Origin of the sequence: Planosporangium mesophilum (assembly GCF_016863255.1) — a bacterium.
Classification (GTDB): Bacteria; Actinomycetota; Actinomycetes; order Mycobacteriales; family Micromonosporaceae; genus Planosporangium; species Planosporangium mesophilum.
In genome coordinates this window covers 138,466-162,698 of sequence record NZ_BOON01000024.1, presented here as the reverse complement: position 1 = coordinate 162,698, position 24,233 = coordinate 138,466, and the positions used below count along the sequence as shown (strand labels likewise).

General features: G+C 71.7%; 26 protein-coding genes and 1 pseudogene. 15 read left to right on the top strand and 12 right to left on the bottom strand.

What is annotated here, in order from left to right; all coding sequences use genetic code 11:
- Window positions 1–35: 35 nt before the first annotated feature.
- Both Pme01_RS13520 and Pme01_RS13515 read right to left on the bottom strand, forming a co-directional pair.
- Complete coding sequence (locus Pme01_RS13520) at window positions 36–587, bottom strand: hypothetical protein (protein WP_168115739.1); 552 nt, start codon at window positions 585–587, stop codon at window positions 36–38.
- Window positions 584–1,069 (bottom strand): hypothetical protein, encoded by a 486-nt coding sequence (locus Pme01_RS13515; RefSeq protein ID WP_203935600.1) that lies wholly within the window; start codon window positions 1,067–1,069, stop codon window positions 584–586. The genes Pme01_RS13520 and Pme01_RS13515 overlap by 4 nt, the downstream gene beginning before the upstream one ends.
- A 288-nt stretch (window positions 1,070–1,357) precedes the next feature.
- On the opposite strand from Pme01_RS13515, the gene Pme01_RS13510 reads away from it, so the two are divergent.
- Window positions 1,358–1,867, top strand: a complete 510-nt coding sequence (locus tag Pme01_RS13510; protein WP_168115738.1) for a cell division protein SepF — start codon at window positions 1,358–1,360, stop codon at window positions 1,865–1,867.
- A 166-nt stretch (window positions 1,868–2,033) separates the two neighbouring features.
- Window positions 2,034–2,402 carry a hypothetical protein gene (locus Pme01_RS13505; RefSeq protein WP_168115737.1) on the top strand — a complete coding sequence of 123 codons (369 nt, stop codon included), beginning with the start codon at window positions 2,034–2,036 and terminating at the stop codon, window positions 2,400–2,402.
- On the opposite strand, the gene Pme01_RS31975 is transcribed toward Pme01_RS13505, so the two are convergent.
- A complete protein-coding gene (locus tag Pme01_RS31975; RefSeq protein WP_476742335.1) occupies window positions 2,356–2,769 on the bottom strand; it encodes a DUF7919 family protein in 414 nt (137 codons plus the stop codon). The genes Pme01_RS13505 and Pme01_RS31975 overlap by 47 nt on opposite strands.
- Before the next feature lie 154 nt (window positions 2,770–2,923).
- On the opposite strand from Pme01_RS31975, the gene Pme01_RS13500 reads away from it, so the two are divergent.
- The 3 genes from Pme01_RS13500 to Pme01_RS30935 all read left to right on the top strand — a co-directional run bounded on the left by Pme01_RS13500 (window position 2,924) and on the right by Pme01_RS30935 (window position 4,354).
- Window positions 2,924–3,331 (top strand): ArsR/SmtB family transcription factor, encoded by a 408-nt coding sequence (locus tag Pme01_RS13500; protein ID WP_168115736.1) that lies wholly within the window; start codon window positions 2,924–2,926, stop codon window positions 3,329–3,331.
- Complete coding sequence (locus tag Pme01_RS13495) at window positions 3,297–3,779, top strand: SRPBCC family protein (protein ID WP_168115735.1); 483 nt, start codon at window positions 3,297–3,299, stop codon at window positions 3,777–3,779. The genes Pme01_RS13500 and Pme01_RS13495 overlap by 35 nt, the downstream gene beginning before the upstream one ends.
- Window positions 3,780–4,126: 347 nt before the next feature.
- A complete protein-coding gene (locus Pme01_RS30935) occupies window positions 4,127–4,354 on the top strand; it encodes a DinB family protein (RefSeq protein WP_239088207.1) in 228 nt (75 codons plus the stop codon).
- Window positions 4,355–4,420: 66 nt separating this feature from the next.
- Here Pme01_RS30935 and Pme01_RS31640 read toward each other — a convergent pair.
- Window positions 4,421–4,606: pseudogene (locus Pme01_RS31640) on the bottom strand (uridine kinase); the annotation flags it as partial.
- A gap of 601 nt (window positions 4,607–5,207) precedes the next feature.
- Between Pme01_RS31640 and Pme01_RS13485 the strand changes: the two are divergent.
- Complete coding sequence (locus Pme01_RS13485) at window positions 5,208–6,794, top strand: Na+/H+ antiporter (RefSeq protein ID WP_168115734.1); 1,587 nt, start codon at window positions 5,208–5,210, stop codon at window positions 6,792–6,794.
- A 38-nt stretch (window positions 6,795–6,832) separates the two neighbouring features.
- Here Pme01_RS13485 and xylB read toward each other — a convergent pair whose 3' ends face one another.
- Both xylB and Pme01_RS13475 read right to left on the bottom strand, forming a co-directional pair.
- On the bottom strand, window positions 6,833–8,245 hold the full coding sequence (gene xylB, locus Pme01_RS13480) for a xylulokinase (RefSeq protein WP_168115733.1): 1,413 nt from the start codon (window positions 8,243–8,245) through the stop codon (window positions 6,833–6,835).
- The gene (locus tag Pme01_RS13475; RefSeq protein ID WP_205864118.1) at window positions 8,242–9,699 is read right to left on the bottom strand and encodes a GH1 family beta-glucosidase; all 1,458 of its coding nucleotides are present in this window, start codon (window positions 9,697–9,699) and stop codon (window positions 8,242–8,244) included. The genes xylB and Pme01_RS13475 overlap by 4 nt, the downstream gene beginning before the upstream one ends.
- Window positions 9,700–9,861: 162 nt before the next feature.
- Between Pme01_RS13475 and Pme01_RS13470 the strand changes: the two genes are divergently transcribed.
- Window positions 9,862–10,881, top strand: a complete 1,020-nt coding sequence (locus Pme01_RS13470) for a LacI family DNA-binding transcriptional regulator (protein WP_203935599.1) — start codon at window positions 9,862–9,864, stop codon at window positions 10,879–10,881.
- Window positions 10,882–11,043: 162 nt separating this feature from the next.
- Window positions 11,044–12,528 (top strand): GGDEF domain-containing protein, encoded by a 1,485-nt coding sequence (locus Pme01_RS31470; protein WP_168115731.1) that lies wholly within the window; start codon window positions 11,044–11,046, stop codon window positions 12,526–12,528.
- Window positions 12,529–12,577: 49 nt separating this feature from the next.
- Here the strand turns inward: Pme01_RS31470 and Pme01_RS13460 are convergent, their stop codons facing one another.
- Both Pme01_RS13460 and Pme01_RS13455 read right to left on the bottom strand, forming a co-directional pair.
- Window positions 12,578–13,348 carry an enoyl-CoA hydratase/isomerase family protein gene (locus Pme01_RS13460; RefSeq protein ID WP_203935606.1) on the bottom strand — a complete coding sequence of 257 codons (771 nt, stop codon included), beginning with the start codon at window positions 13,346–13,348 and terminating at the stop codon, window positions 12,578–12,580.
- A 131-nt stretch (window positions 13,349–13,479) separates the two neighbouring features.
- Window positions 13,480–13,911, bottom strand: coding sequence for a DUF2267 domain-containing protein (locus tag Pme01_RS13455; RefSeq protein WP_168115730.1), 432 nt, complete (start codon window positions 13,909–13,911; stop codon window positions 13,480–13,482).
- Between the two features lie 411 nt (window positions 13,912–14,322).
- On the opposite strand from Pme01_RS13455, the gene Pme01_RS13450 reads away from it, so the two are divergent.
- Window positions 14,323–14,622 (top strand): hypothetical protein, encoded by a 300-nt coding sequence (locus Pme01_RS13450; protein ID WP_168115729.1) that lies wholly within the window; start codon window positions 14,323–14,325, stop codon window positions 14,620–14,622.
- A gap of 8 nt (window positions 14,623–14,630) precedes the next feature.
- Here the strand turns inward: Pme01_RS13450 and rpsD are convergent, their stop codons facing one another.
- Window positions 14,631–15,236, bottom strand: a complete 606-nt coding sequence (gene rpsD / locus Pme01_RS13445; RefSeq protein ID WP_168115728.1) for a 30S ribosomal protein S4 — start codon at window positions 15,234–15,236, stop codon at window positions 14,631–14,633.
- A gap of 82 nt (window positions 15,237–15,318) precedes the next feature.
- Between rpsD and Pme01_RS13440 the strand changes: the two genes are divergently transcribed.
- The 4 genes from Pme01_RS13440 to Pme01_RS13425 all read left to right on the top strand — a co-directional run bounded on the left by Pme01_RS13440 (window position 15,319) and on the right by Pme01_RS13425 (window position 17,615).
- Window positions 15,319–15,897: a Dps family protein gene (locus tag Pme01_RS13440; protein WP_168115727.1), complete on the top strand. Its 579-nt coding sequence runs from the start codon at window positions 15,319–15,321 to the stop codon at window positions 15,895–15,897.
- 36 nt (window positions 15,898–15,933) lie between these two features.
- Window positions 15,934–16,728 carry a DUF2267 domain-containing protein gene (locus Pme01_RS13435; RefSeq protein WP_168115726.1) on the top strand — a complete coding sequence of 265 codons (795 nt, stop codon included), beginning with the start codon at window positions 15,934–15,936 and terminating at the stop codon, window positions 16,726–16,728.
- 94 nt (window positions 16,729–16,822) lie between these two features.
- On the top strand, window positions 16,823–17,194 hold the full coding sequence (locus Pme01_RS13430) for a hypothetical protein (protein ID WP_168115725.1): 372 nt from the start codon (window positions 16,823–16,825) through the stop codon (window positions 17,192–17,194).
- Window positions 17,195–17,231: 37 nt separating this feature from the next.
- On the top strand, window positions 17,232–17,615 hold the full coding sequence (locus Pme01_RS13425) for a TraR/DksA family transcriptional regulator (RefSeq protein WP_168115724.1): 384 nt from the start codon (window positions 17,232–17,234) through the stop codon (window positions 17,613–17,615).
- A gap of 73 nt (window positions 17,616–17,688) precedes the next feature.
- Here Pme01_RS13425 and Pme01_RS13420 read toward each other — a convergent pair whose 3' ends face one another.
- On the bottom strand, window positions 17,689–18,273 hold the full coding sequence (locus Pme01_RS13420; RefSeq protein WP_168115723.1) for a TIGR03086 family metal-binding protein: 585 nt from the start codon (window positions 18,271–18,273) through the stop codon (window positions 17,689–17,691).
- Window positions 18,274–18,576: 303 nt separating this feature from the next.
- Between Pme01_RS13420 and Pme01_RS13415 the strand changes: the two genes are divergently transcribed.
- Both Pme01_RS13415 and Pme01_RS13410 read left to right on the top strand, forming a co-directional pair.
- Window positions 18,577–20,046, top strand: a complete 1,470-nt coding sequence (locus Pme01_RS13415) for a M28 family metallopeptidase (protein WP_168115722.1) — start codon at window positions 18,577–18,579, stop codon at window positions 20,044–20,046.
- Between the two features lie 38 nt (window positions 20,047–20,084).
- Window positions 20,085–22,283, top strand: coding sequence for a glycoside hydrolase family 15 protein (locus tag Pme01_RS13410; RefSeq protein WP_168115721.1), 2,199 nt, complete (start codon window positions 20,085–20,087; stop codon window positions 22,281–22,283).
- A 56-nt stretch (window positions 22,284–22,339) separates the two neighbouring features.
- Here the strand turns inward: Pme01_RS13410 and surE are convergent, their stop codons facing one another.
- Window positions 22,340–23,113 (bottom strand): 5'/3'-nucleotidase SurE, encoded by a 774-nt coding sequence (gene surE, locus Pme01_RS13405; RefSeq protein WP_168115720.1) that lies wholly within the window; start codon window positions 23,111–23,113, stop codon window positions 22,340–22,342.
- A complete protein-coding gene (locus Pme01_RS13400; RefSeq protein WP_275408523.1) occupies window positions 23,110–24,114 on the bottom strand; it encodes a 1-phosphofructokinase family hexose kinase in 1,005 nt (334 codons plus the stop codon). Before Pme01_RS13400 ends, surE begins: the two co-directional genes overlap by 4 nt.
- Between the last annotated feature and the right edge of the window lie 119 nt (window positions 24,115–24,233).

Below are 24,233 nucleotides of genomic sequence, written 5' to 3'. Positions count from 1 at the left end.
GGCTCAGACGCGGCCCGGATCAGACGCGGCCCGGATCAGATCTGACCGGCGGTCCAGGCTCCCGGCGGTGGGCCGGTCCTGGCCGGCGCGTCGCCGTACCACTTGGCGTTCGCCTCGTAGCACTCCACTGACGCGGAGGGAAGGTCGAGCGAGCGCAGCAGGCGTGGGGCGTACCGGGGCTGCGACGTGAGCGCTTCGTAGCTGGACACCAGGTACGGCGCGTCAAGCTCGCGGATACCGGCGAAAATGTCGTGGTACGCGCGGCGGATGCTGGCCACGGCGGTCTCGGGATCGGCCGCGAGGCCGCGTGCCACCTGGCTGTCGATCATCGTGAACCAGTCTCGGGTCGTGACGACGACCCGCACGTCTTCGACGCCGAGGAGCGTCGCCAGCTCCGAGATCGTGAACCACCGGTGGCCGTGCGGCAGGCTGCGCCGGATCAGCGGCGGATGCCCGTCGAGCCGCAGCTCCGGGCCGTCGTCCCCACCGAGGATCTCCACCGACCGGCAGCCGGCCCGCCGCAGCAGCTCAGCGGTCAGTTTCGTACCGCTGGACTCCGGGCCGACCAGCAGGTAACCCGGCGTCATCCGCCGTACTCGCCGCCGCCCGTCCGGTCCGCGCCGGCGCCTTCCGCCGGGGCGCCGTCGGGTTCCTGGTCGCACCCTCCGACGATGGTGCCGCCGACGCTGCCGCCGGTCGTGGCGTCGCTGGTGGAGCCACCCACCGGGGTGCCCATCCCGCCGCTCGTCGCGTCACCTGTGGTCGGGTTGGCGACCTTGCCCGGGCCCTTCGGCTGCCGGTCGTGGTACGGGTGCGCGCTGGACTTGCCCGCGTGCCCGCCGGTGGTGGTCACCATCCCCGGCGTCTCCTGCGGGCCGCCGTCGCGGTAGATCTGAGGGTCGAGCGGGTGGTCGGCGACGTCCTGGCGGTCGGCCGCCTCCCGGGCCTGCCGCGCCTCGTCCTGCGGCTCGGTGATCTCGTCGAGATAACCGGGGCCGTAGAGCCCGCGTTCGTCCAGCGTCTGCTCGGTCTTCCTGCCAACCGGGCGCCGTTCCTGCGGGTCGTTCACGTTGATCACCTCACCGTGCTCGCACCGTGTCGAGCGGTGCCGTCTCACATCGGCGCTCTGTCGAGTCGGCGCCATGTCGAGTCGGCGCCGCGCCAATCGGCACCGGGTCGATCGGTGCCGTCTAAGACGTTGCCCACCGCGATCGACACGAAACCTGACCGCCCGTTCCGGCGAGCCGCGCCATTTATCGCGCGCGAAGGTGCGCGACTGGCGTACCGTCAAACGCACTGCGCATCGGTTGCGGTCGACCGCGATTCGACCGACGACACGGGCGGGGGGAATGGTGCGGTGGGGTCACTTCGAAAAACCAGTGTCTGGCTCGGGCTTGCCGAGGACAGCGAGGACGAGTTGGATCCGGACGTTGATCTGTACGACGACGGCCCGGTGGAGCACGAGGACCGGAGGTCGGGCCGGCGTGGTTCGGTCGACCTACGGATGGCGCGGCGTACCCGCGCGGCGCTGGTCGGCGACCTCGGCCCGGGTACGGTCGAGCCACTGCGCCCGGAGGCGACGGACAGCAGCTTCGAGATCGCCACTGTGCACGCCCACAGCTTCCACGACGCCCGTACCGTCGGCGAGTACTTCCGCCGCGACATCCCGGTGATCATCGACCTGTCCGGGCTCGACGACTCGGACGCGCGTCGCATCGTGGACTTCGCGGCCGGTCTGATCTTCGGCCGTCGGGGCGACATCCACCGGTTGGCGCGCGGGGTCTTCCTGCTGGCGCCCGCCGGCGTGGCCATCCTGACCGGCGGGCGGTCGCCGGCGGGGGGCGGCGAGCTCTTCGACCACTCCTGACGCCCGGGTCGGTGCAGACTCACCGTCCATGATGTTCAGACCGGTACCGTAGGTCCCGCAACCGGCAACGCGGACCACGTCACGCTCCGCGTACCCTGCGAACACTGTGGACGCTCGGGCGGTGCGTGGTGATGTCGGTGTGCGGCGATGTCGTACCGTCGGGACCATGTCGCTGCCTGACGCCCTCCTGGCCGCCCTTCGGGACTTCGCCGCGCGGATCGACGCGCTCGATCCGGCGGCGCCACTGGTGGGAGACCTCGAGGTACGCCTCGGCGGGCAGCAGGTGCGGCTGACGCTGCGCGCGCCGGTCGCCCGGGCGCTGGTGGAGGCGCTGCGCGCGTACCACGATCCGCGCGACCAGGGTCGCTGCGACCACTGCGGCGGCCGGCGGCTGGACGACAACTTCCTGTGCCGCGACTGCGGCCGACCCAATGGACTGTTCGGTCAGCTGCTCGCGGAGCGGGCCGCCCGGTACACCGAATCCGAGGCTATCGAGGCGCCGCCCGGTGGCCGGCACGCGCGCGACACGGCATGAGTACCGAGCGGGTCCGCGGGCGTGGCTGCGCGAGCGGGGAGCCAAGGCGATCGATCACCCCAGCGGCAGCGGCGGCGTCCCGCCGCGGTCCTTCGTGGACCTGGCATACGGGCGCCGTTCGCGCAGCTCGTTCACCAGGTTCCAAGCGGGCTGCGGGGCCTTGCTCGAAGGTGTGCGGGGCGTCCAGCCAGCCGACATTGAGCCGGTCGTGTCGGGGCCGGAATGTGAGCCATCCCCCGTCAAGCTCGATGACATCAGTCTTGCTGTAGGTGTAGCCGGTCAGGTCCGCGAAGTACGCCACTTGACGTTCGTACCAGAGCGGTCGGTACGCGGTCCCGGTCCCGGACGAGGCGCTGGTCGACTTCATCGGTTCGCTGCGCTATGTCGCCGAGGGTCCAGCTCTCGACCATCACCGGCTGGCTCCGACTCGCGCTGTAACCAGCTGTTTCAACCGCCCGGTTGACGACCGGGCGGCAAGCGTCTAGGTTGGCTTTCAACCAGGAAGTTGAAATGAGGAGTCGATGACCGCGGACACCCTGTCCAGGGTCTTCTCCGCCCTCGCCGATCCGACCCGTCGCGACATCGTGGCCCGGCTCGCCGAGGGTGACGCAACGGTGAACCAGCTGGCCGAGCCGTACCGGATGTCGCTGCAGGCCGTTTACAAGCACCTGCGCGTGCTCGAGGACGCCGGGCTGGTGAGCCGGCCGCAGGGACCGCAGCCTCGCTCGGTGCACCTGGAGACGCAGGTCTTCGACGTGATGGACGCCTGGATCGAGCGTTACCGGCGCCGGGCCGAGCAGCGGTACCGCCGCCTCGACGCCGTTCTGGCGGCGATGAACGCGACAGACAACGAAACCGAGAGCGAGAGCAGAACCGACGAGGAGGAAGCCGGCCATGACCGAGACCACAGGAACAACCATCGAGGCTGACCCGAAGCTTCCGGTCATCCGTATCACCCGCGACTTCACCGCAACGCCCGAACAGCTGTTCCGCGCCCACACCGACCCCGCACTGTTCGCCCAGTGGATCGGTCCGGACGGTCACGACACCCGGATCGAGCACTGGGAGGCGCGCACCGGCGGCAACTGGCGGTTCGTCTCGGCGCACGACGGCGCCGAGTACGGGTTCCGCGGCTGTTTCCACGAGGTACGTCCGGACCGGATCGTGCAGACCTTCACGTACGAGGGGGAGCCGGACGGCGTCGCACTGGAGACGTTGTGGTTCGAGGACCTCGGCAACGGCCGCACCCGCCTGCACGCGCAGTCGCTGGTCGACAGCTTCGAAGGCCGCGACGCCTGGCTGGCCGGCGGCATGGAGACCGGCGTCAACCAGGGTTACGCGAAGCTCGAAGGGATGATCGCCGATGGCGCTGTCTGATCACCCCGCCGAACGGCACCGGCAGGTAGCCCGGACGTTCACCGACCGGGTCCGCGGCACCCGGTCCTGGGATGCCCCGGCCCCGGTCGACGGGTGGGTCGCCCGCGACGTCGTACGGCATCTGACCACGTGGCTGCCCGCGTTCCTCTCCGCCGGCGCGGCTGTCGAACTGCCCAGCGGACCGCCCGTGGACGAGGACCCGGTCACCGCCTGGCAGGTCCACTGCGACGCCGTGCAAGCCCGTACTGGACGACCCGGCGACCGCGGATCAGACCCTGACCAATCCCCATATCGGCACGCTGCCGCTCGACCGCGCGATCGACCAGTTCTACACCTCGGACCTGTTCATGCACACCTGGGATCTGGCCCGTGCGACTGGCCAGGACGACCGGCTGGACCCCGACTTCTGCCGCCGGCTGTTGTCCGGGATGGAGCCCCTGGAACAAATCATCCGCTCCTCGGGACAGTACGGCGCCAGGGTCGAGGTGCCCGGCGACGCGGACCCGCAGACCGGACTGCTGGGCTTCATCGGCCGCGATCCTTTGTGGACAGCAAACGGAGCGTCACGACTGTGAACCACGGATGCCAGGCCGGCGCTGCCGCCGCGCCTGGCATCCGTGGTCGCTCCGAGTCGGAGTGGTCCGCCTGAGTAAGCGGTCGATGCTGCACAGCACGCAGTCACCGGAGCCGCCGCCGGCCGGTTCGAGCAAGAGCCTCGCGGCGGCCGGCGAGTCGAAGGCGTTGCTCATGACCGAAGCTGGTCTTGCCCGCAGCGGTCAGCCGATCGATCTTCACCCGAAGCGTCCGTCCCCGCAGGCCGGGATGCGAGACCGAGAGGCGCACCTGGCGCCACCGGATCCCATCGACCGAAACTACCCCGCGCGGATGAACCGGCAGGGTCTGCCAGCAGGCCTGTTCCCGGCGGGGCCACCGGCCCGTGCCAGATAACAGGCCGGCATGCGGTTGGCGGTCTGGTGCTGGGTATGACCGACCCGAGGGTGCCGGGTGGCTTCGACAACCGGTTACGCAGGGAAAACAGCGACGTGTCGGGGCGGCTCGGACGAAGACAAAGCGACCTTGACGGTGCTGGTGATCTGACTCGTCCAAAATGTGGGTCGTGTACGCGTGATCATCACCGATGGTGTGAGACAGCCTCGGCCGGCAAGGCCGGCCCGGGCTTCGAACGACGGGACCGAGGCGGTCACCGTGCGTTCGCCGGCTCGTGGTCAATGACCCGAGTATCCGGCGGCCCACCCCACCAGTTGGCGCCCCTATCGCCATGACGTTCGACACGTCCGGCGCCGCCACGCGGACGTCTCGCCGAGATCGTAGGCGTGCCCGGTCACGCCGGGCCGGGCGAGGGCTCACCGGCCGTACGGGCCTGGAGATCGGCAAGCGCCGGCCTGGGTCGCGCTTCGGAGGAACGTCGTGCTCGGTCTTGAACTCGTCGTCGTCCTCGGGGTCGCCGTGCTGCTGGGCGGGATGGCCGCGCACCGGCTTGGCGTTCCCGCTCCGGTGTTCTGGCTGCTCTCCGGTGTGCTGCTGGGGTTCGTGCCCGCGCTCCACGCCATCAGCCTGCCGCCGGTGGTGGTGCTGCTGCTGTTCCTGCCGGCGCTGCTGTACTGGGAGAGCCTGACCACATCGCTCCGCGAGATCCGCAGCAACCTGGTCCTCGTCGCGCTGGTCACCATCGGCCTGGTCGTCGCGACCGCCGCCGCCGTGGCGGCGGTCGCCCACGCCCTCGGCCTACCGTGGCGGCCCGCCTGGGTACTCGGCGGCGCGGTAGCACCCACGGACGCCGCCGCCGTCGCCGCGCTCGCCCGGAATCTTCCCCGGCGGCTGATGCACATCCTCAGCGCGGAGAGCCTGATCAACGACGGCACCGCGCTGGTCATCTACGGCATCGCGGTCTCGGCCACCGTCAGCGAGCAGCGGCTGCGCCCGGTCCATGTGCTGGGGCTGTTCCTGCTGTCGTACGCGGGAGGCGCGGCAGCCGGGTTGGTCACCGCCTGGCTGTCGCTGCGGGTGCGCCGCCTGCTCGACGCCCCACTGCTGGAGAACACCGTCAGCCTGCTGACCCCGTTCACCGCCTTCCTGCTGGCCGAACTGGTCCACGCTTCCGGAGTGCTCGCCGTCGTCGTCTGCGGACTCGTCCTCAGCCGGATCGGTCCTCTGGTCGTCCGCGCCGACACCCGCGTGCAGTCGTTCGCGTTCTGGAGACTGTCGAGCTTCGCGCTCAACGCCACCCTGTTCGTCCTCGTGGGGCTGCAACTGCCGACCGTGCTGCGGGACCTCACGAGCGTCCACCTGCGCAGTGCCGTCACCGCCGTGGCCGCCGTCTCGGCGGTGATCCTCGGGGTCCGAGTCGCGTGCCTGCTCGTCTCGGGACACCTCCAGCGATGGCTGGACCGGCTCACCGGGCGGCCCGCGCGGGAGATCTACGCCGGCGACTGGCTGATCGGCTCCATGTCGGGCTTCCGCGGTGCGGTGTCACTGGCCGCTGCCCTCGCCGTACCCGAGCGGGTGGCCTCCGGCGCGCCGTTCCCGGCCCGAGACGAGATCATTTTTGTGACGGCCGGAGTCATCGTGGTCAGCCTCCTGCTGCAGGGCCCGGCGTTGCCGCTCGTGGTGCGCTGGACCCGGTTGGTGGCCGACACCAGCGTCGAGGAGGAGCGCCACCTGGCCGAGACCGTGGCCACCGAGGAGGCCCTCGCCGCGATGGGCAAGATCGCCGCCGACCGCGGCATCGACCCGCGGGTCGTGGACCGGATGCGCGCCGAGTACGAGAAGCATCTCAAGGTGCTGCGCGCACACGGCGACGAGGCCGATCCCAACCCGGGCCGCCGGGCCGAGTCTGATTTCCGGTCCCTACGTCTCGGACTGCTCGACCGCAAGCGGCAGACCATCGTGCGGCTGCGCGATGAGGAGCGCATCGACGACACCGCGCTCCGGCAGATCCAGGCGCAGCTCGACGCCGAGGAGGTACGGCTCTCCCGGCGCGACCTCCCGGACTGATCCCTTGCGCTGCGCCCCTCTCGCGGCGCATGGGCGGATCAGCCGCCGTACATGGCCGCTCGCGTCGCCGCGTACGCGATCCGGACCCGCTCCCCCGCCTCCGCGTCGTCCTGCCCGAACTCCACAGCGGACTCCTCAGCGCTGGACTCGTCCGCGCGCCAGGTCGGCGGCTCGGCGCTCCCGGACAGCGCCCACGCCGCCTGCCGGGCGGCGCCGAGCGCCACGTACTCGCCCGGCTCGGGTACCACGACCGGCGCGCCGAACACGGTCGGCGCGATGGCGCGCACTGCGCGGGAGCGCGACGCCCCACCGATCAGCAGGACCCGGCGCACCTCGACGCCGAACACGCGCAGCGCCGCCAGTCCGTCGGCCAGGCCGCACAGCATGCCTTCGACCGCCGCGCGGGCCAGGTTCGCCGGCGTCATGTTGGTCCGTCGGAGCCCGGCGAGGGTACCGGTGGCGTCCGGCAGGTTGGGCGTACGCTCCCCCTCCAGGTACGGCAGCAGGACCAGCCCGTCGGCACCGGCCGGGGCTTCGAGCGCCAGCCGGTCCAGCCCGGCCAGGTCGGTGTCGAGCATCGCCGCCGTCGCGGTGAGCACCCGCGCCGCGTTGAGTGTGCAGACCAGCGGCAGGTACCCGCCGGTGGCGTCGGCGAAGCCGGCGACCGTACCGGAGGCGTCGGCGACCGGCGCGCCGTGTACGGCGAACGCGGTCCCACTGGTACCCAGGGATACGACGACGTCGCCGGGGCGGGCGTCCAGGCCGAGGGCGGCCGCCATGTTGTCACCGGTACCGGCGGACAGCAGCACCCCGGTCCGGGTCTCGCCGGCCGCCTCGGCCGGGCCCAGCACCCGGGGCAGCCGCGGCACCCGGCCGAACGCCCGCTCCAGGATGTCCTCGCGGTACTCGCCCGTCGCGGGCGACCAGTACCCGGTGCCGGAGGCGTCGCCCCGGTCGGTGGCCGGGGTCGACCCCGGCGCCAGCAGCCGCCAGGTCAGCCAGTCGTGGGGCAGCATCACGTCGGTGACCCGCGCGGCCAGGTCCGGCTCGTGCTCGGCAAGCCAGCGCAGCTTCGTGACGGTGAAGCTGGCGACCGGTACCGAGCCGACCGCCTCCGCCCACGCCGCCGGTCCACCGAGGTCACGGATGAGCTCCTCGCCGGCGGCCGCCGAGCGGGTGTCGTTCCACAGCAGCGCGGGCCGCACGACCTCCCCTGCCTCGTCCAGGGCGACGAGGCCGTGCTGCTGGGCGCCGACACCGATCGCGGCGACGTCGTCGAGCAGCCCGCCCGCGCTCGCCGCCGAGAAGGCCTCCCACCAGGCGTCCGGGTGTACCTCGGTCCCGTCCGGGTGGGGCGCGCTGGCCTCGCCGACGACCTTCCCGGTGTCGGCGTCACAGACCACGATCTTGGTCGACTGGGTGGAGGAATCGATGCCGGCGACTTTCGTCATGCCGACAGGTTAACCGGTACCCCGCCGTTCGCGATCACGTCGCGGTACCAGTACGCGCTGTCCTTGAGGGTGCGCCGCTGGGTGGCGTAGTCGACGTGGACGATCCCGAACCGCTTCGAGTACCCCCACGCCCACTCGAAGTTGTCCAGCAGCGACCAGACGAAGTAGCCCCGCAGGTCCACGCCGTCGCGCAGCGACTCGTGCGCGGCGGTGAGGTGCTCGCGCAGGTACGCCACCCGGTCCGGGTCATGTACCTCACCGGTCGGGTCCGGCTCGTCCGGGTAGGCCGCGCCGTTCTCGGTGATGACGATCGGGACATCGCCGTAGTCGGCCCGGATCCGCCCCAGCAGCTCGCGCAGCCCGGTCGCGTCGACCGACCAGCCCATGTCGGTGAGTGGACCCGGCGCCTGGTGGAAGCGCACGTGCTCGCTGCCCGGCCACGCCGACGCCGGACGCACCGCCTCGGGTGAGCCGACCGGGACCGGTCCGGGCGCCTCACCGGCGCCGACCACCATCGGCTGGTAGTAGTTGACGCCCAGCAGGTCGATCGGCGTGGCGATGATCCCCAGATCCCCGTCCCGCACGAAGCCCCAGTCGGTCAGGTGCGCGGTGTCGGCCCGCACGTCGGCCGGGTACTCCCCGCGCAGCACCGGGTCGAGCCAGATCCGGTTCATCAGACCGTCGATGCGGCGGGCCGCGTCGACGTCGTCCGCCCCCGTACTGACCGGGCGTACCGCGGTCGGGTTGATCACCAAGGACACCTGGGCGTCGGGGCGCAGCCCGCCCTCCCGCAGCGCCCGTACCCCGAGGCCGTGCCCCAGCAGCAGGTGGTGGGCGGCGGCCAGGGCGGCGGCCGGCTCGGTACGCCCCGGAGCGTGCTCGCCGGAGGCGTACCCGAGAAACGCCGAGCACCACGGCTCGTTGAGCGTGGCCCAGAGCGTGACCCGGTCGCCGAGGTGGCGGGCGACCAGCGCGGCGTAGTCGGCGAACCGGTACGCGGTGTCCCGGTTGGGCCAGCCGCCGCCGTCCTCCAGCTCCTGCGGCAGGTCCCAGTGGTACAGGGTGGCGACCGGTTTGATCCCGGCGCCGAGCAGGTCGTCCACGAGCCGGTCGTAGAAGCCCATGCCGGCGGGGTTGACCGGGCCGCTGCCGGCCGGCCGTACCCGTGGCCAGCTGATCGAGAAGCGGTAGGCGTTCAGGCCCAGCGCTCGCATGATGACGATGTCCTGGGCGTGCCGGTGGTAGTGGTCGGCCGCCACCGCACCGGTGTCCCCGTTCAGGACCTTACCCGGCGTGGCCGAGAAGGTGTCCCAGATCGACGGGGTACGCCCGTCCTCCGTCGCCGCGCCCTCGATCTGGTACGCGGCCGTCGCCGCGCCCCAGAGGAAGCCGGGTGGGAACTCAAGCCGCTCGATCGCCTCCGACGAGCCGGCCACGGACGCCTGCGCGCTCAACGCTTCACCGTCCCCCGCATGATTTTCTAGAGAATAATCCCGAACGTACCCACTCCGCAGCGCGGAGAGCGGTGCCGGGCGCGCCCGACCGGCCGGGGGCCGCCGTCGGGCGTCCGGCACGGCACGATGGAGGGAGCAGCCATCGCTGAGCGGGAGGACAGCATGAGCCTTGGGGCGCCCGGCCGCGAGCGGCCGACCCTGGAGAGCGTTGCCAGCCGGGCCGGGGTGTCGCGGGCGACGGCCTCCCGGGTCGTGAACGGCTCCCCGACCGTCGCACCGCACATCCGCGAGGCGGTCCTGCGCGCCGTCTCCGACCTCGGGTACGTGCCCAACCAGGCGGCCCGCAGCCTGGTCACCCAGCGCACCGACTCGATCGCCCTGGTACTGACCGAGTCCGCCGGCCGGGTCTTCTCCGACGACCCGTTCTTCCCCACCATCGTGCAGGGCGTGAGCCAGGTGCTCGACGCCGCCGGCAAGCAGCTCGTCCTGATGATGGTCAACTCCGCGGCGAGCCACGACCGGGTGGAGCAGTACGCGATCGGCGGCCACGTCGACGGCGTCATGGTCGCCTCCATGCACGGCGCCGACCCGCTGCCCGGCACGCTCGCCCGGCGGGGCATCCCGGTGGTGGTCAACGGCCGGCCCCTGGGCGGAACGACCGTGCCGTACGTGGACGTCGCCAACGCCGACGGTGCCCGGCTCGCGGTACGCCACCTCGTCGGCTCCGGCCGGCGGCGCATCGCCACCATCGCCGGACCGCAGGACATGGTCGGCGGGGTCGACCGGCTCAGCGGGTACCGCGCGGAGCTGCGGGACTCCGACCGCCGCTCGATCATCGCCATCGGCGACTTCACCCGCGAATCGGGTACCGAGGCCATGCGCCAACTACTCGCCGACGACCCGTCCCTGGACGCGGTCTTCGTCGCCTCCGATCTGATGGCGGAGGGGGCGATGCGGGCGCTGCGCCAGGCCGGCCGGCGGGTACCCGACGACGTGGCGGTGGTCGGCTTCGACGACACCGAGATCGCCCGCTACACCGAGCCGCCGCTGACCACGGTCCGCCAGCCGATCATGGACATCGGCCGTACGATGGCCCGCCAGCTGCTGCGGCTCGCCGGCGGGGAGACGATCGAGCGGGCCACGCTGCTCCCCACCGAACTGGTCGTGCGCGAGTCCGCCTGACGACGGTCGGCCTACCAACCGGCCAAAACCCCTCAGCACCGGACGGTACGGGCCGAAGAGACGCCTGGGATCGTAACTGTCCACATTGACGCGCATGCGTCGTGTCATTGGAGGAGTATGAGCAGGCTCGGGAATCGGGACCCATTCCTGACCTGTCTCGCGGTGGTGACAGGCGGTCTGGTCAGCAGCTACCTACTCGATCTCGGCGGAGCGACCTTCCAGGTCGCCAGCGCCTGGCTCGCCGTCGCCGTCTGTGCCTCCCTGATGGCCTACTACGCCTACCGGACGAGCCGACTCATGGACCGCGCCGACCCCGCGCGGCGGTTCTGGACGGCTTTCGGCCTCGCCGGCGCGGTGTGGGCCGCCGGCGAGTGGGCCCAGGTGTTCGCCGTCGCGGTCGACCCCACCTCGGCCGCAGCCCAGACCGGGACCGGGTTGGCCCGGACCGTCGCGCTCGCGGCCGGTTGCGTCATGTTGAGCGCCGCGGTGCTCACGTACCCGATTCCGCGCCGGTCGGCCCGCGAGCGCATCTGCTACTGGCTCGACCTCGCGATCCTGATCATGGCGGCCGGAACCTACGGTCTCTACCTGACCATGTCCGGTGTCCAGCTCGATCGGGGCAACCTGATCCACGAACTCGGCGCCGTGGCCGTCGGCCCGATGACCGCCATGCTGGCGGCGTTCGCGGTCGGCAGGCTGTTCATGAGCGGTACTTCCCCGTTCAGCTGGCATGTCGGGGTGATGGCACCGATCGCGGCGGTCGTCGAGGGCGTCGCCAGGGCGGTCGGCCCCGCGCTGGCCCGCGCCGACCAGGCACGATGGATCTTCGCGTCGGCGCTCGTCGCCCACGCGCTGCTGCTGACGGTCGCCTGGGTGCAGCACCAGCGGTACCTGCTCGGCCCCGGCATGCGGCGCGGCGCGCGCAAGCGGCCGTACAGTCGCCTGCCGTACTTCGCCGTCGCCGCCACGTACGGACTGCTGGCCGTCACTCTGGCCGTCAACGGGCTCGACCTGCGGGCATGGATCGCGCTGGCCGGCGCGATCATCTGCAACGGCCTCGTGATGGCCCGTCAGCTCGTCGCGTTCGCCGACAACGCGGACCTGCTGGCGGAGCGCGACGCCCTGGCGACGCGGCTGCGCGAGATCGCGTTCTCCGACAGCCTGACCGGCCTGGCGAACCGGGCGATGTTCCTCGACCGGCTCGGTGAGGCCATGGAGCGGGTCCGCCGGGACGGCGAGATCTCCGTCCTGCTCGTGGACCTCGACGATTTCAAACCGGTCAACGACCGCTTCGGGCATGCGGCCGGCGACGCCGTCCTGGTCGAGGTCGCGGCGCGGTTACGCGGCTGCGTACGGTCGACCGACGTGGTGGCCCGGCTCGGCGGCGACGAGTTCGCGGTCCTGCTCGAGCAGGCATCGCCCGACGGGCTCTCCGCGACGGCCGCGCGCATCGTACGGGCGATCGACGCGCCGTGCCGGGTGGCCGGGACCGAAGTCCGGGTCGGGGCCAGTGTGGGCGTCGCGTCGGCTCGGGCCGAGAACGGAGACGACGCCGGCGCCCTGCTGCAGCGGGCCGACGAGGCGATGTACGCGGCCAAGGTCCGCGGCAAGGGTGGGTTTCAGATCGCGACGGCGCCGGCCGCCTGAGCGACGGGCATCGGGCATCGGGCATCGGGCATCGGGCATCGGGCAGATCTCAGCCCAAGGGCGGGAACACCGGCTGGCGCCGCTCCACGAAGGCGGCCAGCCCCTCCCGTACGTCCGGGGAGTACCGCGACCTGCGCTCCCAGGGCTCGATCGCGGCCTGCGGATCGGCACCGGCGGCCACCGCGTTCACCACGTCCTTGACCGCACCGAGCGTCTGCGGCGAGCGCCCGGCGATGGTCCGCGCGAACGCGAGCGCCCGCTCGGCCAGCCCGCCGTCGGCCACCACCTCGTCGACCAGGCCGAACTGGGCGGCCCGGTCGGCGCTGACGAGGTCGGCGGAGAACAGCAGATACTTCGCCCGCGCCGGCCCGACCAGCCGTACCAGCCGGGCGGCCGGCACCGCCGGGTACACCACGCCCAGCTTCGCCGGCGTGATCCCGAGCCGGGCCCCGGAGTCCGCGAGGCGCAGGTCGCAGGCGACGGCGAGCTGGCATCCGCCCCCGACGCACGCCCCGGCGATGGCCGCGATCGTCGGCCGGGGGAACGCGGCGAGGGCCTCCTCGGCGGCGACGTTCGTCGCGTGGTACGCGTCCGCGCGCTCCGGATCGCCGTACACGTGCAGCAGCTCGGCGATGTCCGCCCCGGCCGAGAAGGTGCCGCCCGACCCGGTCAGCATCAGTACCCGTACCCGAGGATCGTGGGCCAGCCCGCCGAGCAGGCCCGGCAGGGCGCGCCACATCGCCAGCGTCACGGCGTTGCGCTTTTCCGGCCGGTCGATCGTCAGGACGGCCACGCCGTCGACGCCCACGGCCGCCCGCAGGCCGTCGACGCCCGACTCGATCTCGGCGCGGCCGTCACTCAAGCATGTACTGATCACCGCGCCAGCGTACGAGAGCGGCACGGGTGGCCGGCACGGCCGCGCGGTGGATGTCGGCTACGGCACCGGGTCAGCTACGGGACCACCGTGGCGAGCTCCTTGGGCATGCTCGCCCTGATGTCCGCCCACTCCCCCTCGGTGCCGTAGAGCTTCAAGGCCCGCAGCACCGTGGAGCACAGTGGCTGGATGCCGCCCTTCACCTCGTACGGGAACTCCTGCCGGACCCGGCCCAGGAACTCGTCCCGCCCCATCCGCACGGGCACGTGCGAGGGGTCCCAGCCCTCGTAGTACAGGCCCCGGACCAGCATCGGTAGCTGCGCCGCGAACTGTGCGGCCTCCTCGACCGTCATGCGGTCGCGAAGGGCGTGCAGGACTCCGCGGAGCGCGGCATATGACTGGTTGCGGCGGTCCTTGGGCCACCCGTACTCCTGCTCGATCTCCTTGAGAAGCCGATTGGTCTTGTCAACGGTCGTGTCGAACGAGTGATACCCAGTGGTACCGGCCATCTCGACTCGTCCCTCCTGTGCTTGCCTTGCTATGCGGTTGTTCGATCGGCGCGGTTGTTCGATCGGCGCGGTTGTTCGATCGGCGGCCGTGCGACCGGCGATGCTGCTGTCGCGACCTGGATGTCGGTGTGGTCGTCGATGTCGGCGTAGTCGTACCGGCCGGCGCCGAGAGATCCGTTCCCGTGCCCGTTACGCGTCACCGCCATCACTGTCCCCGTCCTGCCACCGGGGCCACCGTTGCTGGTGCGATTCCCGCACTGGGCGGCCCTACCCCTCGCCGTGCGCTTCATGCCTCGGCCTGCCCGAGCCCCGGGGCTCCGGCCCCGCCCCGGGGGCTTGGTCGTCAAGGATTAGTGATCGCACACCGGGGCAGCCAGATGTGTACGACAGCCGGCGGAAGGAAGAGCAGCCATGAAGAAGATCATGGAGATTGAGCCGGCCCAGCCGGGCTGGTACGCGCGCTGGCGACTGGCCCCCGAGACCACCCGGACGTCGCCGCTGACGGTGTGGGCGGTAGTGGAGGACGACGCCACCGGCCAGCGGCAGGTCGTCGGCATCGACGCTCTCGGCCAGTGGCAGGGCAGCCTCAACAACGAGGCCGGCTGGGACTTCGTCCGCTACGTCTTCCAGCCGGTCGACGCCGGTCAGCCCGACGACCTGTTCAACCCGGTACACACCCGGTCGGAGCGGATACCGCACCCCCAGCGGTAGACGCGGACTCAGCGCGAGTAGTACTCGACCACCATCGTCTCGTCGCAGACGACGGGGATCTCCGTGCGCTGCGGATCGCGGGTGAGGGTGGTACGCAACTCCGGCAGTTGGACCTCGAGGTACGGCGGTACCGCTGCGGGCGCGTGTGCCCCCGCCGCGGCGAGCTGAAACGGTGCCTTGTCGCGGCTGGCCTGGCGCACCTCAACGGTCTGGCCCGGCGCCACCCGGTACGACGGTGCGGTGACCCGCTGGCCGTCGACGGCGATGTGCCCGTGCGTGACCATCTGCCGGGCCTGGTAGATCGTACGGGCGAAGCCCGAGCGCAGCACGACCGAATCGAGCCTGCGCTCCAGCAACTCGATCAGGTTCTCGCCGGTCTTGCCGGGCCGGCGCATCGCCTCGTGCAGGATCCGCCGTAGTTGCCGCTCGCGGATGTCGTACTGGTGGCGCAGCCGCTGCTTCTGCAGCAGCCGCAGCCGGTAGTCACTGGGGTTACGACGCCGTCGTCCGTGTACCCCGGGCGGGTACGGACGGCGTTCGAAGTAGCGGGTCGCTTTGGGCGTGAGCGGGATACCGAGGGCCCGCGATATTCGCACCTTGGGCCGGGTTGCCATCCCCAGGCCCTACCCTCCCGACCCCGTTCCCACCCACTCGGGGACAGGTTAGGGGCGCCCGGATTCGGGCAGTGCAACGTGCATGACCGCCACGGAGATCCGGAGCCAGCCCTGGCTCCACGTAGACGGACGGGAGATCCAGGCGTTCGGTACCGTGCGGCAGTTCCCGGTCGCGTTACCGAGCGAGACTCGCAGGCAGTCCTGCGAGGTGCTGAACCGGATCCTGGCGGACAGCCAGATTCTGTACGCCTTGTACAAGAAGCATCACTGGCTGGTACGTGGCGTCACGTTCTACCAACTGCACCTCCTGCTCGACAAGCACGCCGGCAAGCAGCGTGAGCTCGTGGACGAGCTGGCCGAACGGGTACAGACGCTGGGCGGGGTCGCCGTCGGCGACCCGCGCAAGGCGACGGAGATCACCCGGATCCCGCGGGCCCCGGACGGCGCGGAGGAGGTACCGGCGATGCTGTCCCGCCTACTGGAGGCCCACGAGATCATCCTGAAGGAGGCGCACGACGCCGCGGCCCGGGTGGCCGAGCTGGGCGACGACGGCACCAACGACCTGTTGGTGTCGGGCGTGATCCGGACCGGCGAGCTACAGGCGTGGTTCCTCGCCGAACACCTGGTCGACACGCCTCTGGTCCACGCCGATATCCCGTAAGGACAGACGTCCCGTAACCGAGCGGACCGCAGCACAGTGGATTACGACGACTTCATCTCACTGGTCGAACAGACCATCGGCACCGATCGGGAGACCGCGGAGCGGGCGGCCCAGGCAACCCTCGCCACCCTCGGCGAGCACCTCGGCCGCGACGTGTGCCGGCAGCTCGTCCCCCAGTTGCCGCCGGCGCTGGGCGGCTGGCTGTTCTCGGAGGGTGCCGCGCAGGGCTTCGAGGTCACCGAGTTCCTGCGCCGGATCGCCGAGCGCGAGCGTACGGACACCGCGACCGCCGAGCGGCATGCCCGCGCGGTCCTCATGGCGCTCGGCCGGGCACTGACCGATGACGCGTACGCCCACATGGTGAGCCGACTCTCCAACGACTACGTGCCGCTGCTGCCCAAGGGGCCGACGGCCGGCGGAGCCGCCTCGCTGAGCGCGTTCCTGGGCGGCGTCTCGGCGCGCGCCGGCGTGGACACCGACACCGCCCGCCGGATCACCGACGTCGTCCTCCAGACGCTCGGCGAGCGCATCGGCCCCGGCGAGGTCGACGACCTGCTGACCCAGTTGCCGGTCGGGCTGCACACGGCGCTCAAACGCGGCGCGTTCGCCGCGAACGACCGGACCCGCAGCCTGTCGGCGGACGAGTTCCTCAACCGGATCGCCGAGCGCCTCGGCATCCCTCCGGACACGCCTGGGCTTCCCCCGGCGCGGGCGCGCGAGTACACGCGAGCCGTCTTCAACACGCTGCGCCAGACGGTGCGTGAGGAATTCTTCGACGTCACCGACCAGCTCCCGAACGAGTACTGGGACCTGGTCGCCCGCCGGACCTGACCACTGTCGAGCGCGGCGGACGCTCCCGAACCCTCAGCAAGTTCACAGCCACGACCACAGCAAGCTCTCAGCCGGCGACCTCATGATGATGGGCATGGCTGGAAAGCGGCTCGCAGCGGCGGGCATCCTCGCCGCGGCAGTGGCCGCGACCGCCGCCGTATGGGTGTCGCAGTACGCGCCGCTGCCGTCCCAGCTTCGTGCGATGCGGCACGCGCACCCCGCCGCCGCGACGGTCACCGTCGCGCAGGCACGCATCTCAGCCGCCTTCCCGACCTCGCGGCCGATCGCGCAGCTACCGGACGCACTGCCGGTCACCGGGCTCGTCGTCCTCGCACTGATGCTGATCGGCGCGGTCGCACGGCAACGCCGCGCGGCCGTACCCGTGCCGGTGCGACCGATCCGACGTGGACGGGCGCCGCCCCCGTCCGCTCGGCTCCGGCACACCGCACGCACCCGCGATCACTGACATCACTTCTCTGACACTCCTCTCCTGGAGGCGGCCAATGTCCAGCATCACCATGCCCAAGCCCAGCCCGTACGCCGACGTCGCAGACCAGCTACCCCGGCTGCGCGGCATGCTCGAGGAGCACCGGCGTTTCCGGCTCGACCAGCTCGCCCAGCTCACCACGCAGCACCCGGCCGGCGGCCGTCACGTCGACACCCTCGACGCGAGTGCGGACATCGCGCGCGTCGAGGTGTCCGCGGCCGTCGAGGCGGCCGCGCGGCAGGCGCTCGACGACATCGACGGGGCCCTGACGAGGATGAACCTCGGGCGGTACGGCTGCTGCGCCCGGTGCCACGCGCCGATCCCGCTCGAGCGGCTGCTCGCCATCCCCCAGGCGTCGCTGTGCATGGACTGCCAGCGGCGTGCGGAGCATCGCAGGTAACAGCGGGGAGTTCTCGCGAGGGGCCGTCGGGTGAAAACCCGGCGGCCCCTCGCACATTCAGATCTCCGTCGCCTCAGATGGGGATCGACGACCAGGCCGGATCCCGGCCGAACGCGGCGAGCAGCACGTCCTGCTGCCCCACCGGCTCCGGCAGTGCGACCGGCGGGCCGATCACGCCGGCGCGCCGGTACATCTCGGCCCGCCCCGAGAACCAGTCGGAGCAGATCCGCACCAGCTCGGAGTCGAGATGACGGTCGACGCCGATCGCGGCGGCGAGGTCCCAGGCGTGGATGAGGTGGTCGGCGAAGAGTTGCCGCACGTACTCGTCGGCGGGCGTCGGCCCGTACGAGAGGTGGACGCTGCGGTCGAGCGCGCCGGGCGCGGTGACGGCGGCCTGGGCCTGCTTGGCCGCCTCGGTGACGATCCCGACCGGGTCGGTGCCGAGGAGGTCGCCGTCGAAGCGGTCGCCCACCTCTGCGATCGTGGCACCGGCGAGCAGTTCGACGGTCCAGCGGTCCTGGCCGACCAGGTGGTTGACCAGGGCCCGGACGTCCCAGCCCGGGCAGGGGCTGGACTCCGGCCACTGCTCGGGACGCACCTGGTGCACCCGGTCGATGAAGTCCGTGAGGCTGTGTCGGTACACGTCGACAAGGTCCATGCCGACCCCCTGGAGAGGACGCGCTGGTCAGTGCGTCCGCAGTCGCCGAGGTGACACGCGACTGCGGCGGTGGCTCCACGCTCTCGCCTTCGGGCGGCCGCCACACAGACGAGTTGCACGATCCCTGTTGACCGGGATCCCGACAGGACCAGGGCGGCCGACCGGACGACGTAGTTAACTGTACGCGCGTCCGCATGATCACGGAGAGTTGACGCGGCCGACTTTCCGTGACCGTCGATCTCCCATGAGCGCCGGCCTCCGATGAGTACGGTGAGCCCGCCCGCCGGGCATACGATTCGATGTATGGACAATCGTGAATCAGAGGAAGTACCTCGGGCTACGCCCACCCGGCGTGCGTTCCTGGCCGCCGGTACCGCCGCGGCGGTGGTGGCACCGCTGGTCGGCGGGGCGGCAGCGACGGCCAACCCGGCCGCGACGTCGGACCCGGCCGGCCCGAGCGCGGCCCGGGGACCCGGGCGGCCGGCCACCCCGCAGCCACCCGACCGCGAACTACGCGCCCTGCTCGGCGAGCTGGACCAGCGCCGGATCGAGGCGACCGTGCGCCGACTCGTCTCGTTCGGTACCCGGCACACGCTGTCCACTCAGGATGACCCGAACCGCGGCATCGGCGCCGCCCGGGACTGGATCTACGCGCAGTTGCAGAGCTACGCCGCGGCGTCCGGTGGCCGGATGACGGTCGAGCTCCAGTCGTACGTCCAGGAGCCGGCGCCCCGCATCCCGCAGCCGACCCGGATCACCAACGTGATCGCCACCCTGCGCGGCGACACCGCCCCCAACCGGGTGTACGTCGTCTCCGGCCACTACGACTCGCGCGTCACCGACGTCATGAACGCCACCAGCGACGCGCCCGGCGCCGACGACGACGCGTCCGGGGTGGCCGCCGTCATGGAACTGGCCCGGGTGATGGGGACCCGGCGCACCGAGGCGACCATCATGTTCGTCGCGGTGGCCGGCGAGGAGCAGGGCCTGTACGGGTCGACATACCTGGCCAAGCAGCTCAAGGCCGCCGGCGTCGACGTGCAGGGCATGTTCAGCAACGACATCATCGGCGCCAGTACCGGGCATGACGGCACCCCGCCCGACCCGTACACGGTCCGGCTGTTCGTCGAGGGCGTCCCGACCTCGGAGACGGCCGCCCAGGCCGCGATCCGCCAGTCGATCGGCGGCGAGAACGACGGCCCGTCCCGCCAACTGGCCCGCTTCGTCTCCGAGGTCGCGTCCAACGACCAGACCGGAATGAACGTACGGGTGATCTGGCGGCGCGACCGGTTCCTGCGCGGCAGCGACCACATCCCGTTCCTGCGCGAGGGCTACCCGGCGGGCCGGTTCACCGAGGGCCGGGAGAACTTCGCCCACCAGCACCAGGACACGCGGGTGGAGAACGGGGTCCAGTACGGCGACCTGCCCGAGTTCTGCGACTTCGGGTACATCACCCGCGTGGCGAAGGTGAACGCGGCGGCGCTGTGGTCGCTCGCCCAGGGGCCCGGCACGCCGCGGGAGGTGAAGATCGACACCGCTGGCCTGACCAACGACACGACGCTGCGGTGGCAGCGCGGCACCGAGCCCGACCTGGCCGGGTACGAGGTGGTGTGGCGGGAGAGCACCGCTCCGAACTGGACACACGTCGTCGCGGTCGGGGACGTCACGTCGGCCACGGTCGACCTGTCCAAGGACAACGTGCAGTTCGGGGTACGGGCGGTCGACAAGGACGGGCACCGCGGCCCGGCCGCCTCGCCCCAGCCGTCCAACTGACGCAGCCGTCCAACTGATAGGGATCAGGAGACAATCGTATGAGACGGACACGCTCGGTCGCGGTGGCGACCGCCGCGGTGCTGGCCCTCGTCCTCTCCCCCGGTGCCTCGGCCCGCGCCGAGACCGCCGATGGACCGGCGCCCGGTGCGCCGGGCGCCCCCGCGACCTGGACCCCCGCGAACAAGGCCGGGTTCGGCACCGCGTACGGCGCGGCGGCGAGCAAGACCTGGTTCACGCTGTCGGCCGCCGGCGGGCTGAGCGAGGTGTACTACCCCGACCTCAGCACCCCGAGCGCGCGGCGGCTCGAGTTCGTCGTCGTGGAGCCGGGCGGCCGGGCGGTCAAGGTCGCCGACGCGGCCGACCATGCCACGACGGTCGACGACGCCCACGGCCTGACGTACCGGCAGACCGACACCGACCGGGCCGGGCGCTGGCGGCTGGACACCACGTACGTCACCGACCCGGCGCGGTCCACGGTCGCCGTACGGGTGGACTTCACGTCGACCGACCGCCGGGCGCGTCAGCTCTACGTGCTCTACGACCCGGCGCTGTCCAACAATGGCTCCGACGACACCGGCGCCACCTCGGGTCGCGCCCTGCTGGCGAGCGACGCCACGACAGCGAGCGCCCTGGTCGCCGCCCCGGACTTCACGGCCATCTCCAGCGGGTACCTCGGTACCAGCGACGGATGGACCGATCTGGCAGCCGACGGGCGCCTGGACCACGCGTACGACCGCGCAGCCACCCCCGGCAACGTGGTGCAGACCGGCCGTACGGCGCTGACCGGCCTGCCCGGCGCCCGCCACCTCGAACTCGCGCTCGGCTTCGGGTCGGACACCGGCGCCGCGCTGCGCGCCGGTACCGCGACGCTGCGCGGCGGCTTCGAGCGGGCCGCGGCCGGCTACGGCCAGGGCTGGCAGCGGTACCTCCGGTCGCTGAACGCCACCCCCGCCAGCCTGCGTACGACCCGGGAACGCCAGCTCTACCGGGTGTCGGCGATGGTCCTGGCGGCGAGCGAGGACAAGGCCAACCCGGGCGCGTACATCGCGTCCCCGTCGATGCCGTGGGTCTGGGGCGACTCGGTCGTCTCCGACGTGTACCACGCGGTGTGGTCGCGTGACCTGTACGAGGTGGCGACCGGACTGATCGCCGTCGGCGACCGGGCCGGCGCCAACCGGGCGCTGGACTTCCTGTTCACCGTCCAGCAGAAGCCCGACGGCTCGTTCCCGCAGAACAGCACGGTCGACGGTCGGCCGGTCTGGGGCAACCTGCAGCTCGACGAGGTCGCGTACCCGATCGTCCTGGCCGAGCAGCTCGGCCGCACCGACGCAGCGACCTGGACCCACGTCAAGGCCGCGGCCGACTTCCTGGTCGCCTTCTCCCGGGACGGGAACTCCGCTCCCTGGACGCCGCAGGAGCGGTGGGAGAACCAGAGCGGCTACTCCCCGGCGACGATCGCCAGCGAGATCGCGGGTCTGGTCTGCGCGGCGCGGATCGCGCACGCCAACGGCGACACCGCCGCGGAGCAGCGGTACCTTCAGACCGCAGACGCCTGGCAGCGCCGCGTGGAGTCCTGGACGGTCACCAGCACCGGACCGTACTCGTCCAAGCCGTACTACCTGCGCCTGACCAAGGACGGCAACCCGAACGCCGGCACCACGTACTCGATCGGTGACGGCGGGCCGTCCGCAGTGGACCAGCGCGCCGTGGTCGACCCGAGCTTCCTGGAGCTGGTACGCCTCGGGGTGAAGCCGGCGCGCGACACCACGGTCGTCAACAGCCTCGCCGTCGTCGACGAGCAGCTCTCCTTCGACACCCCGCGCGGCCGTTTCTGGCACCGGTTCTCGTTCGACGGGTACGGCGAGACGCTCACCGGCGAGCCGTGGAACTACAACTTCCCGGCCGACTCGCGGGCCACCCGCGGCCGGGGCTGGCCGATCTTCAACGGGGAGCGCGGCGAGTACGCCATCGCCGCCGGCGACCTGGCCGGTGCCCGGTCCCACCTCGCGACGATCGCGCGTACCGCCAACTCCGGCGCGATGCTGCCGGAACAGGTCTGGGACGACAACCCGCCGTCGGGCGCCCCGGGCTTCACCCCCGGCGCCCCGACGTTCTCCGCCACGCCGCTGATCTGGACCCACGCCCAGTACGTGCGGCTGGCGCAGGACGTCTCCGCGGGGCGGGTCAGCGAGCAGCCGCGCACGGTGGCCTGCCGGTACGTCGGCCGGTGTGACTGACCGATCGACGGCAGGTGGCAGTGGCCCGGGAGATGACCTCCCGGGCCACGGTCGTGTCAGGGATTGACCCGCTCGAGCACGCCGTCAAGATCCACCTGGGACACCTCGAAGATCGGGCTGATGGCGGTGACCGTGGCGTACCCCTCGATCAGCAGCGCCGCGTCGGTACCCGGCTCGTGCAGGGACGTCTCGTCCACGACCTCCATCCGCACGTAGCCGCTGTCGACCTCGAAGTTGGTCTGCACCATGCCGAACGAGGCCAGGCTCGCGTGCCGCAGCCCCCGCACCTCGTCGGCGGGGATGTCGGGCGTGTTGAGGTTGAGCACCACCGGTACGGTCACCCGGCGGAGTACGGGTATCAGGTCGCGCACGAACCGCGCGGACGACTCCCAGTGCGGCGTCCCGGCCGGGGCCAGGCCCACGTCCAGCGACACGGCCAGCGCCGGCCGGCCGTTGGCCGCCCCGGTCAGCGCGGCGCCGACCGTACCGGAGTGCAGGATCGCGTGGCCGGTGTTGGCGCCGCGGTTGATGCCGGACAGCACCAGCTCCGGCGGCTCACCGAAGGCGCCACGGGTGGCGATCAAGGTGATGAGCGCCGGTGGCGCCGCGACCGCGTACGTCTCCACTGCGGGCAGGTCGGGCAGCTCGCGCTCCTCCAGGTACACCCGCCCGTCCTTCTCGTGCGCCGTGATGGACGCCGAACTGCCGGACGCCTCCGCGATCGGCGCGGCCAGTAGCACCTCCAGACCGGCGTCCCGGACGGCGGTGGCCAGGCACGCGATGCCCGGCGAGTCGATTCCGTCGTCGTTGGTGACCAGTACCCGTGTCATCTCGGTCGGATCCGTTCCGCCAGCTCTTCCGGGGTAGCCCGCAGGTGCGGGCCCTCCCAGGTGCCCCGCTCCGCGCCGGTCTCGCGTACCGGCTGCAGCCGGACCCGTTCCCGCAGCTCCATGATCGCCTCACGCTGCCCGCTGCCGAGGCCGTGGCGCGTGACGTTGAGCGTGCCGGCGGCGACACCGGTGCGGATCGCGTCGGCGAGGTCCTCGTGCTGGGCGATGCTGGCCACGATCGCCGCGATCGTCGAGTCGCCCGCGCCCTTCGTGTCGACCGCCTCCAGCAGGGGCGCCACCACCTCGTACACCTCGTCGCCGATCAACGCCAGGGCCGGGTGCTGTCCCCGGGTCACGATCACCGTCTCGACGCCCTCGCGGCGCAGCGCGGACGCGGCGCGTACCAGCTCATCGAGGGTGTCCGCGCCGGCGTCGCCGTCGATCAGGAGCTCCTCGTGACTGACCTTGATCAGCCGCACCCCGCCGGCCGCCGCCGCGTGCAGGTGCGCGCCGCGCAGGTCGGCGACGACCAAACAGCCGTTGGCGCTCAGGTCGGCCGCGAGCCGCCGGTACACCTCCGGCTCGACCACCGGCGGATGGCCCGGCCCACCCAGCAGGCATACGCCGGCGCGCAGCCCCTCGGCCAGCGCCAGGCCGTACAGCTCGTCCACCTCGTGCCGGCTCAGCGGCTCACCCGGCATCTCCGCCACGTCGATCCGGTCCCCGCCGCGCCGGTCGTGGACGTACGCGCCGGTGCGCGACTCGCCGTCCACCGCCCGTACCTCGAGGTCGGTGTCGGCGAGCAGGTCACGCGTGACCTGGCCGGTCTCACCGCCGAAGACCGCGCACAGCACCACCCGCGTATCCATCGCCCGCAGCATCCTGGCCTGCCACACGCCCTGGCCGCCCGGGTGCAGGTGGATGTCGGGCGCTCCGGCGAGCAACTCGATGGTTACCGTCAGTCGCGGCGCCGGGACGAAGACCATGACGTGACCGACCACGTCGAGGTCCTGCCCACCCGGTTGGTGAACTAACCCGCGGTCTCCGCCGATTACGGCCGGCGGGGTCCGACGTCGCGGTCCACAACACTTCATGGTCCACAACACTTCATGGTCCCCGG

Coding starts and splice junctions, on each gene's coding strand:
- surE (WP_168115720.1), bottom strand. CDS start 23,113: ATGACACGGGTACTGGTCACCAACGACGACGGAATCGACTCGCCGGGC.
- rpsD (WP_168115728.1), bottom strand. CDS start 15,236: ATGGCAACCCGGCCCAAGGTGCGAATATCGCGGGCCCTCGGTATCCCG.
- xylB (WP_168115733.1), bottom strand. CDS start 8,245: ATGACGAAAGTCGCCGGCATCGATTCCTCCACCCAGTCGACCAAGATC.
- Pme01_RS13420 (WP_168115723.1), bottom strand. CDS start 18,273: ATGGACCTTGTCGACGTGTACCGACACAGCCTCACGGACTTCATCGAC.
- Pme01_RS13455 (WP_168115730.1), bottom strand. CDS start 13,911: ATGGCCGGTACCACTGGGTATCACTCGTTCGACACGACCGTTGACAAG.
- Pme01_RS13415 (WP_168115722.1), top strand. CDS start 18,577: ATGGACAATCGTGAATCAGAGGAAGTACCTCGGGCTACGCCCACCCGG.
- Pme01_RS30935 (WP_239088207.1), top strand. CDS start 4,127: ATGCACACCTGGGATCTGGCCCGTGCGACTGGCCAGGACGACCGGCTG.
- Pme01_RS13470 (WP_203935599.1), top strand. CDS start 9,862: ATGAGCCTTGGGGCGCCCGGCCGCGAGCGGCCGACCCTGGAGAGCGTT.
- Pme01_RS13410 (WP_168115721.1), top strand. CDS start 20,085: ATGAGACGGACACGCTCGGTCGCGGTGGCGACCGCCGCGGTGCTGGCC.
- Pme01_RS13520 (WP_168115739.1), bottom strand. CDS start 587: ATGACGCCGGGTTACCTGCTGGTCGGCCCGGAGTCCAGCGGTACGAAA.
- Pme01_RS31975 (WP_476742335.1), bottom strand. CDS start 2,769: ATGAAGTCGACCAGCGCCTCGTCCGGGACCGGGACCGCGTACCGACCG.
- Pme01_RS13495 (WP_168115735.1), top strand. CDS start 3,297: ATGACCGAGACCACAGGAACAACCATCGAGGCTGACCCGAAGCTTCCG.
- Pme01_RS13430 (WP_168115725.1), top strand. CDS start 16,823: ATGGCTGGAAAGCGGCTCGCAGCGGCGGGCATCCTCGCCGCGGCAGTG.
- Pme01_RS13450 (WP_168115729.1), top strand. CDS start 14,323: ATGAAGAAGATCATGGAGATTGAGCCGGCCCAGCCGGGCTGGTACGCG.
- Pme01_RS13440 (WP_168115727.1), top strand. CDS start 15,319: ATGACCGCCACGGAGATCCGGAGCCAGCCCTGGCTCCACGTAGACGGA.
- Pme01_RS13425 (WP_168115724.1), top strand. CDS start 17,232: ATGTCCAGCATCACCATGCCCAAGCCCAGCCCGTACGCCGACGTCGCA.
- Pme01_RS13500 (WP_168115736.1), top strand. CDS start 2,924: ATGACCGCGGACACCCTGTCCAGGGTCTTCTCCGCCCTCGCCGATCCG.
- Pme01_RS13505 (WP_168115737.1), top strand. CDS start 2,034: ATGTCGCTGCCTGACGCCCTCCTGGCCGCCCTTCGGGACTTCGCCGCG.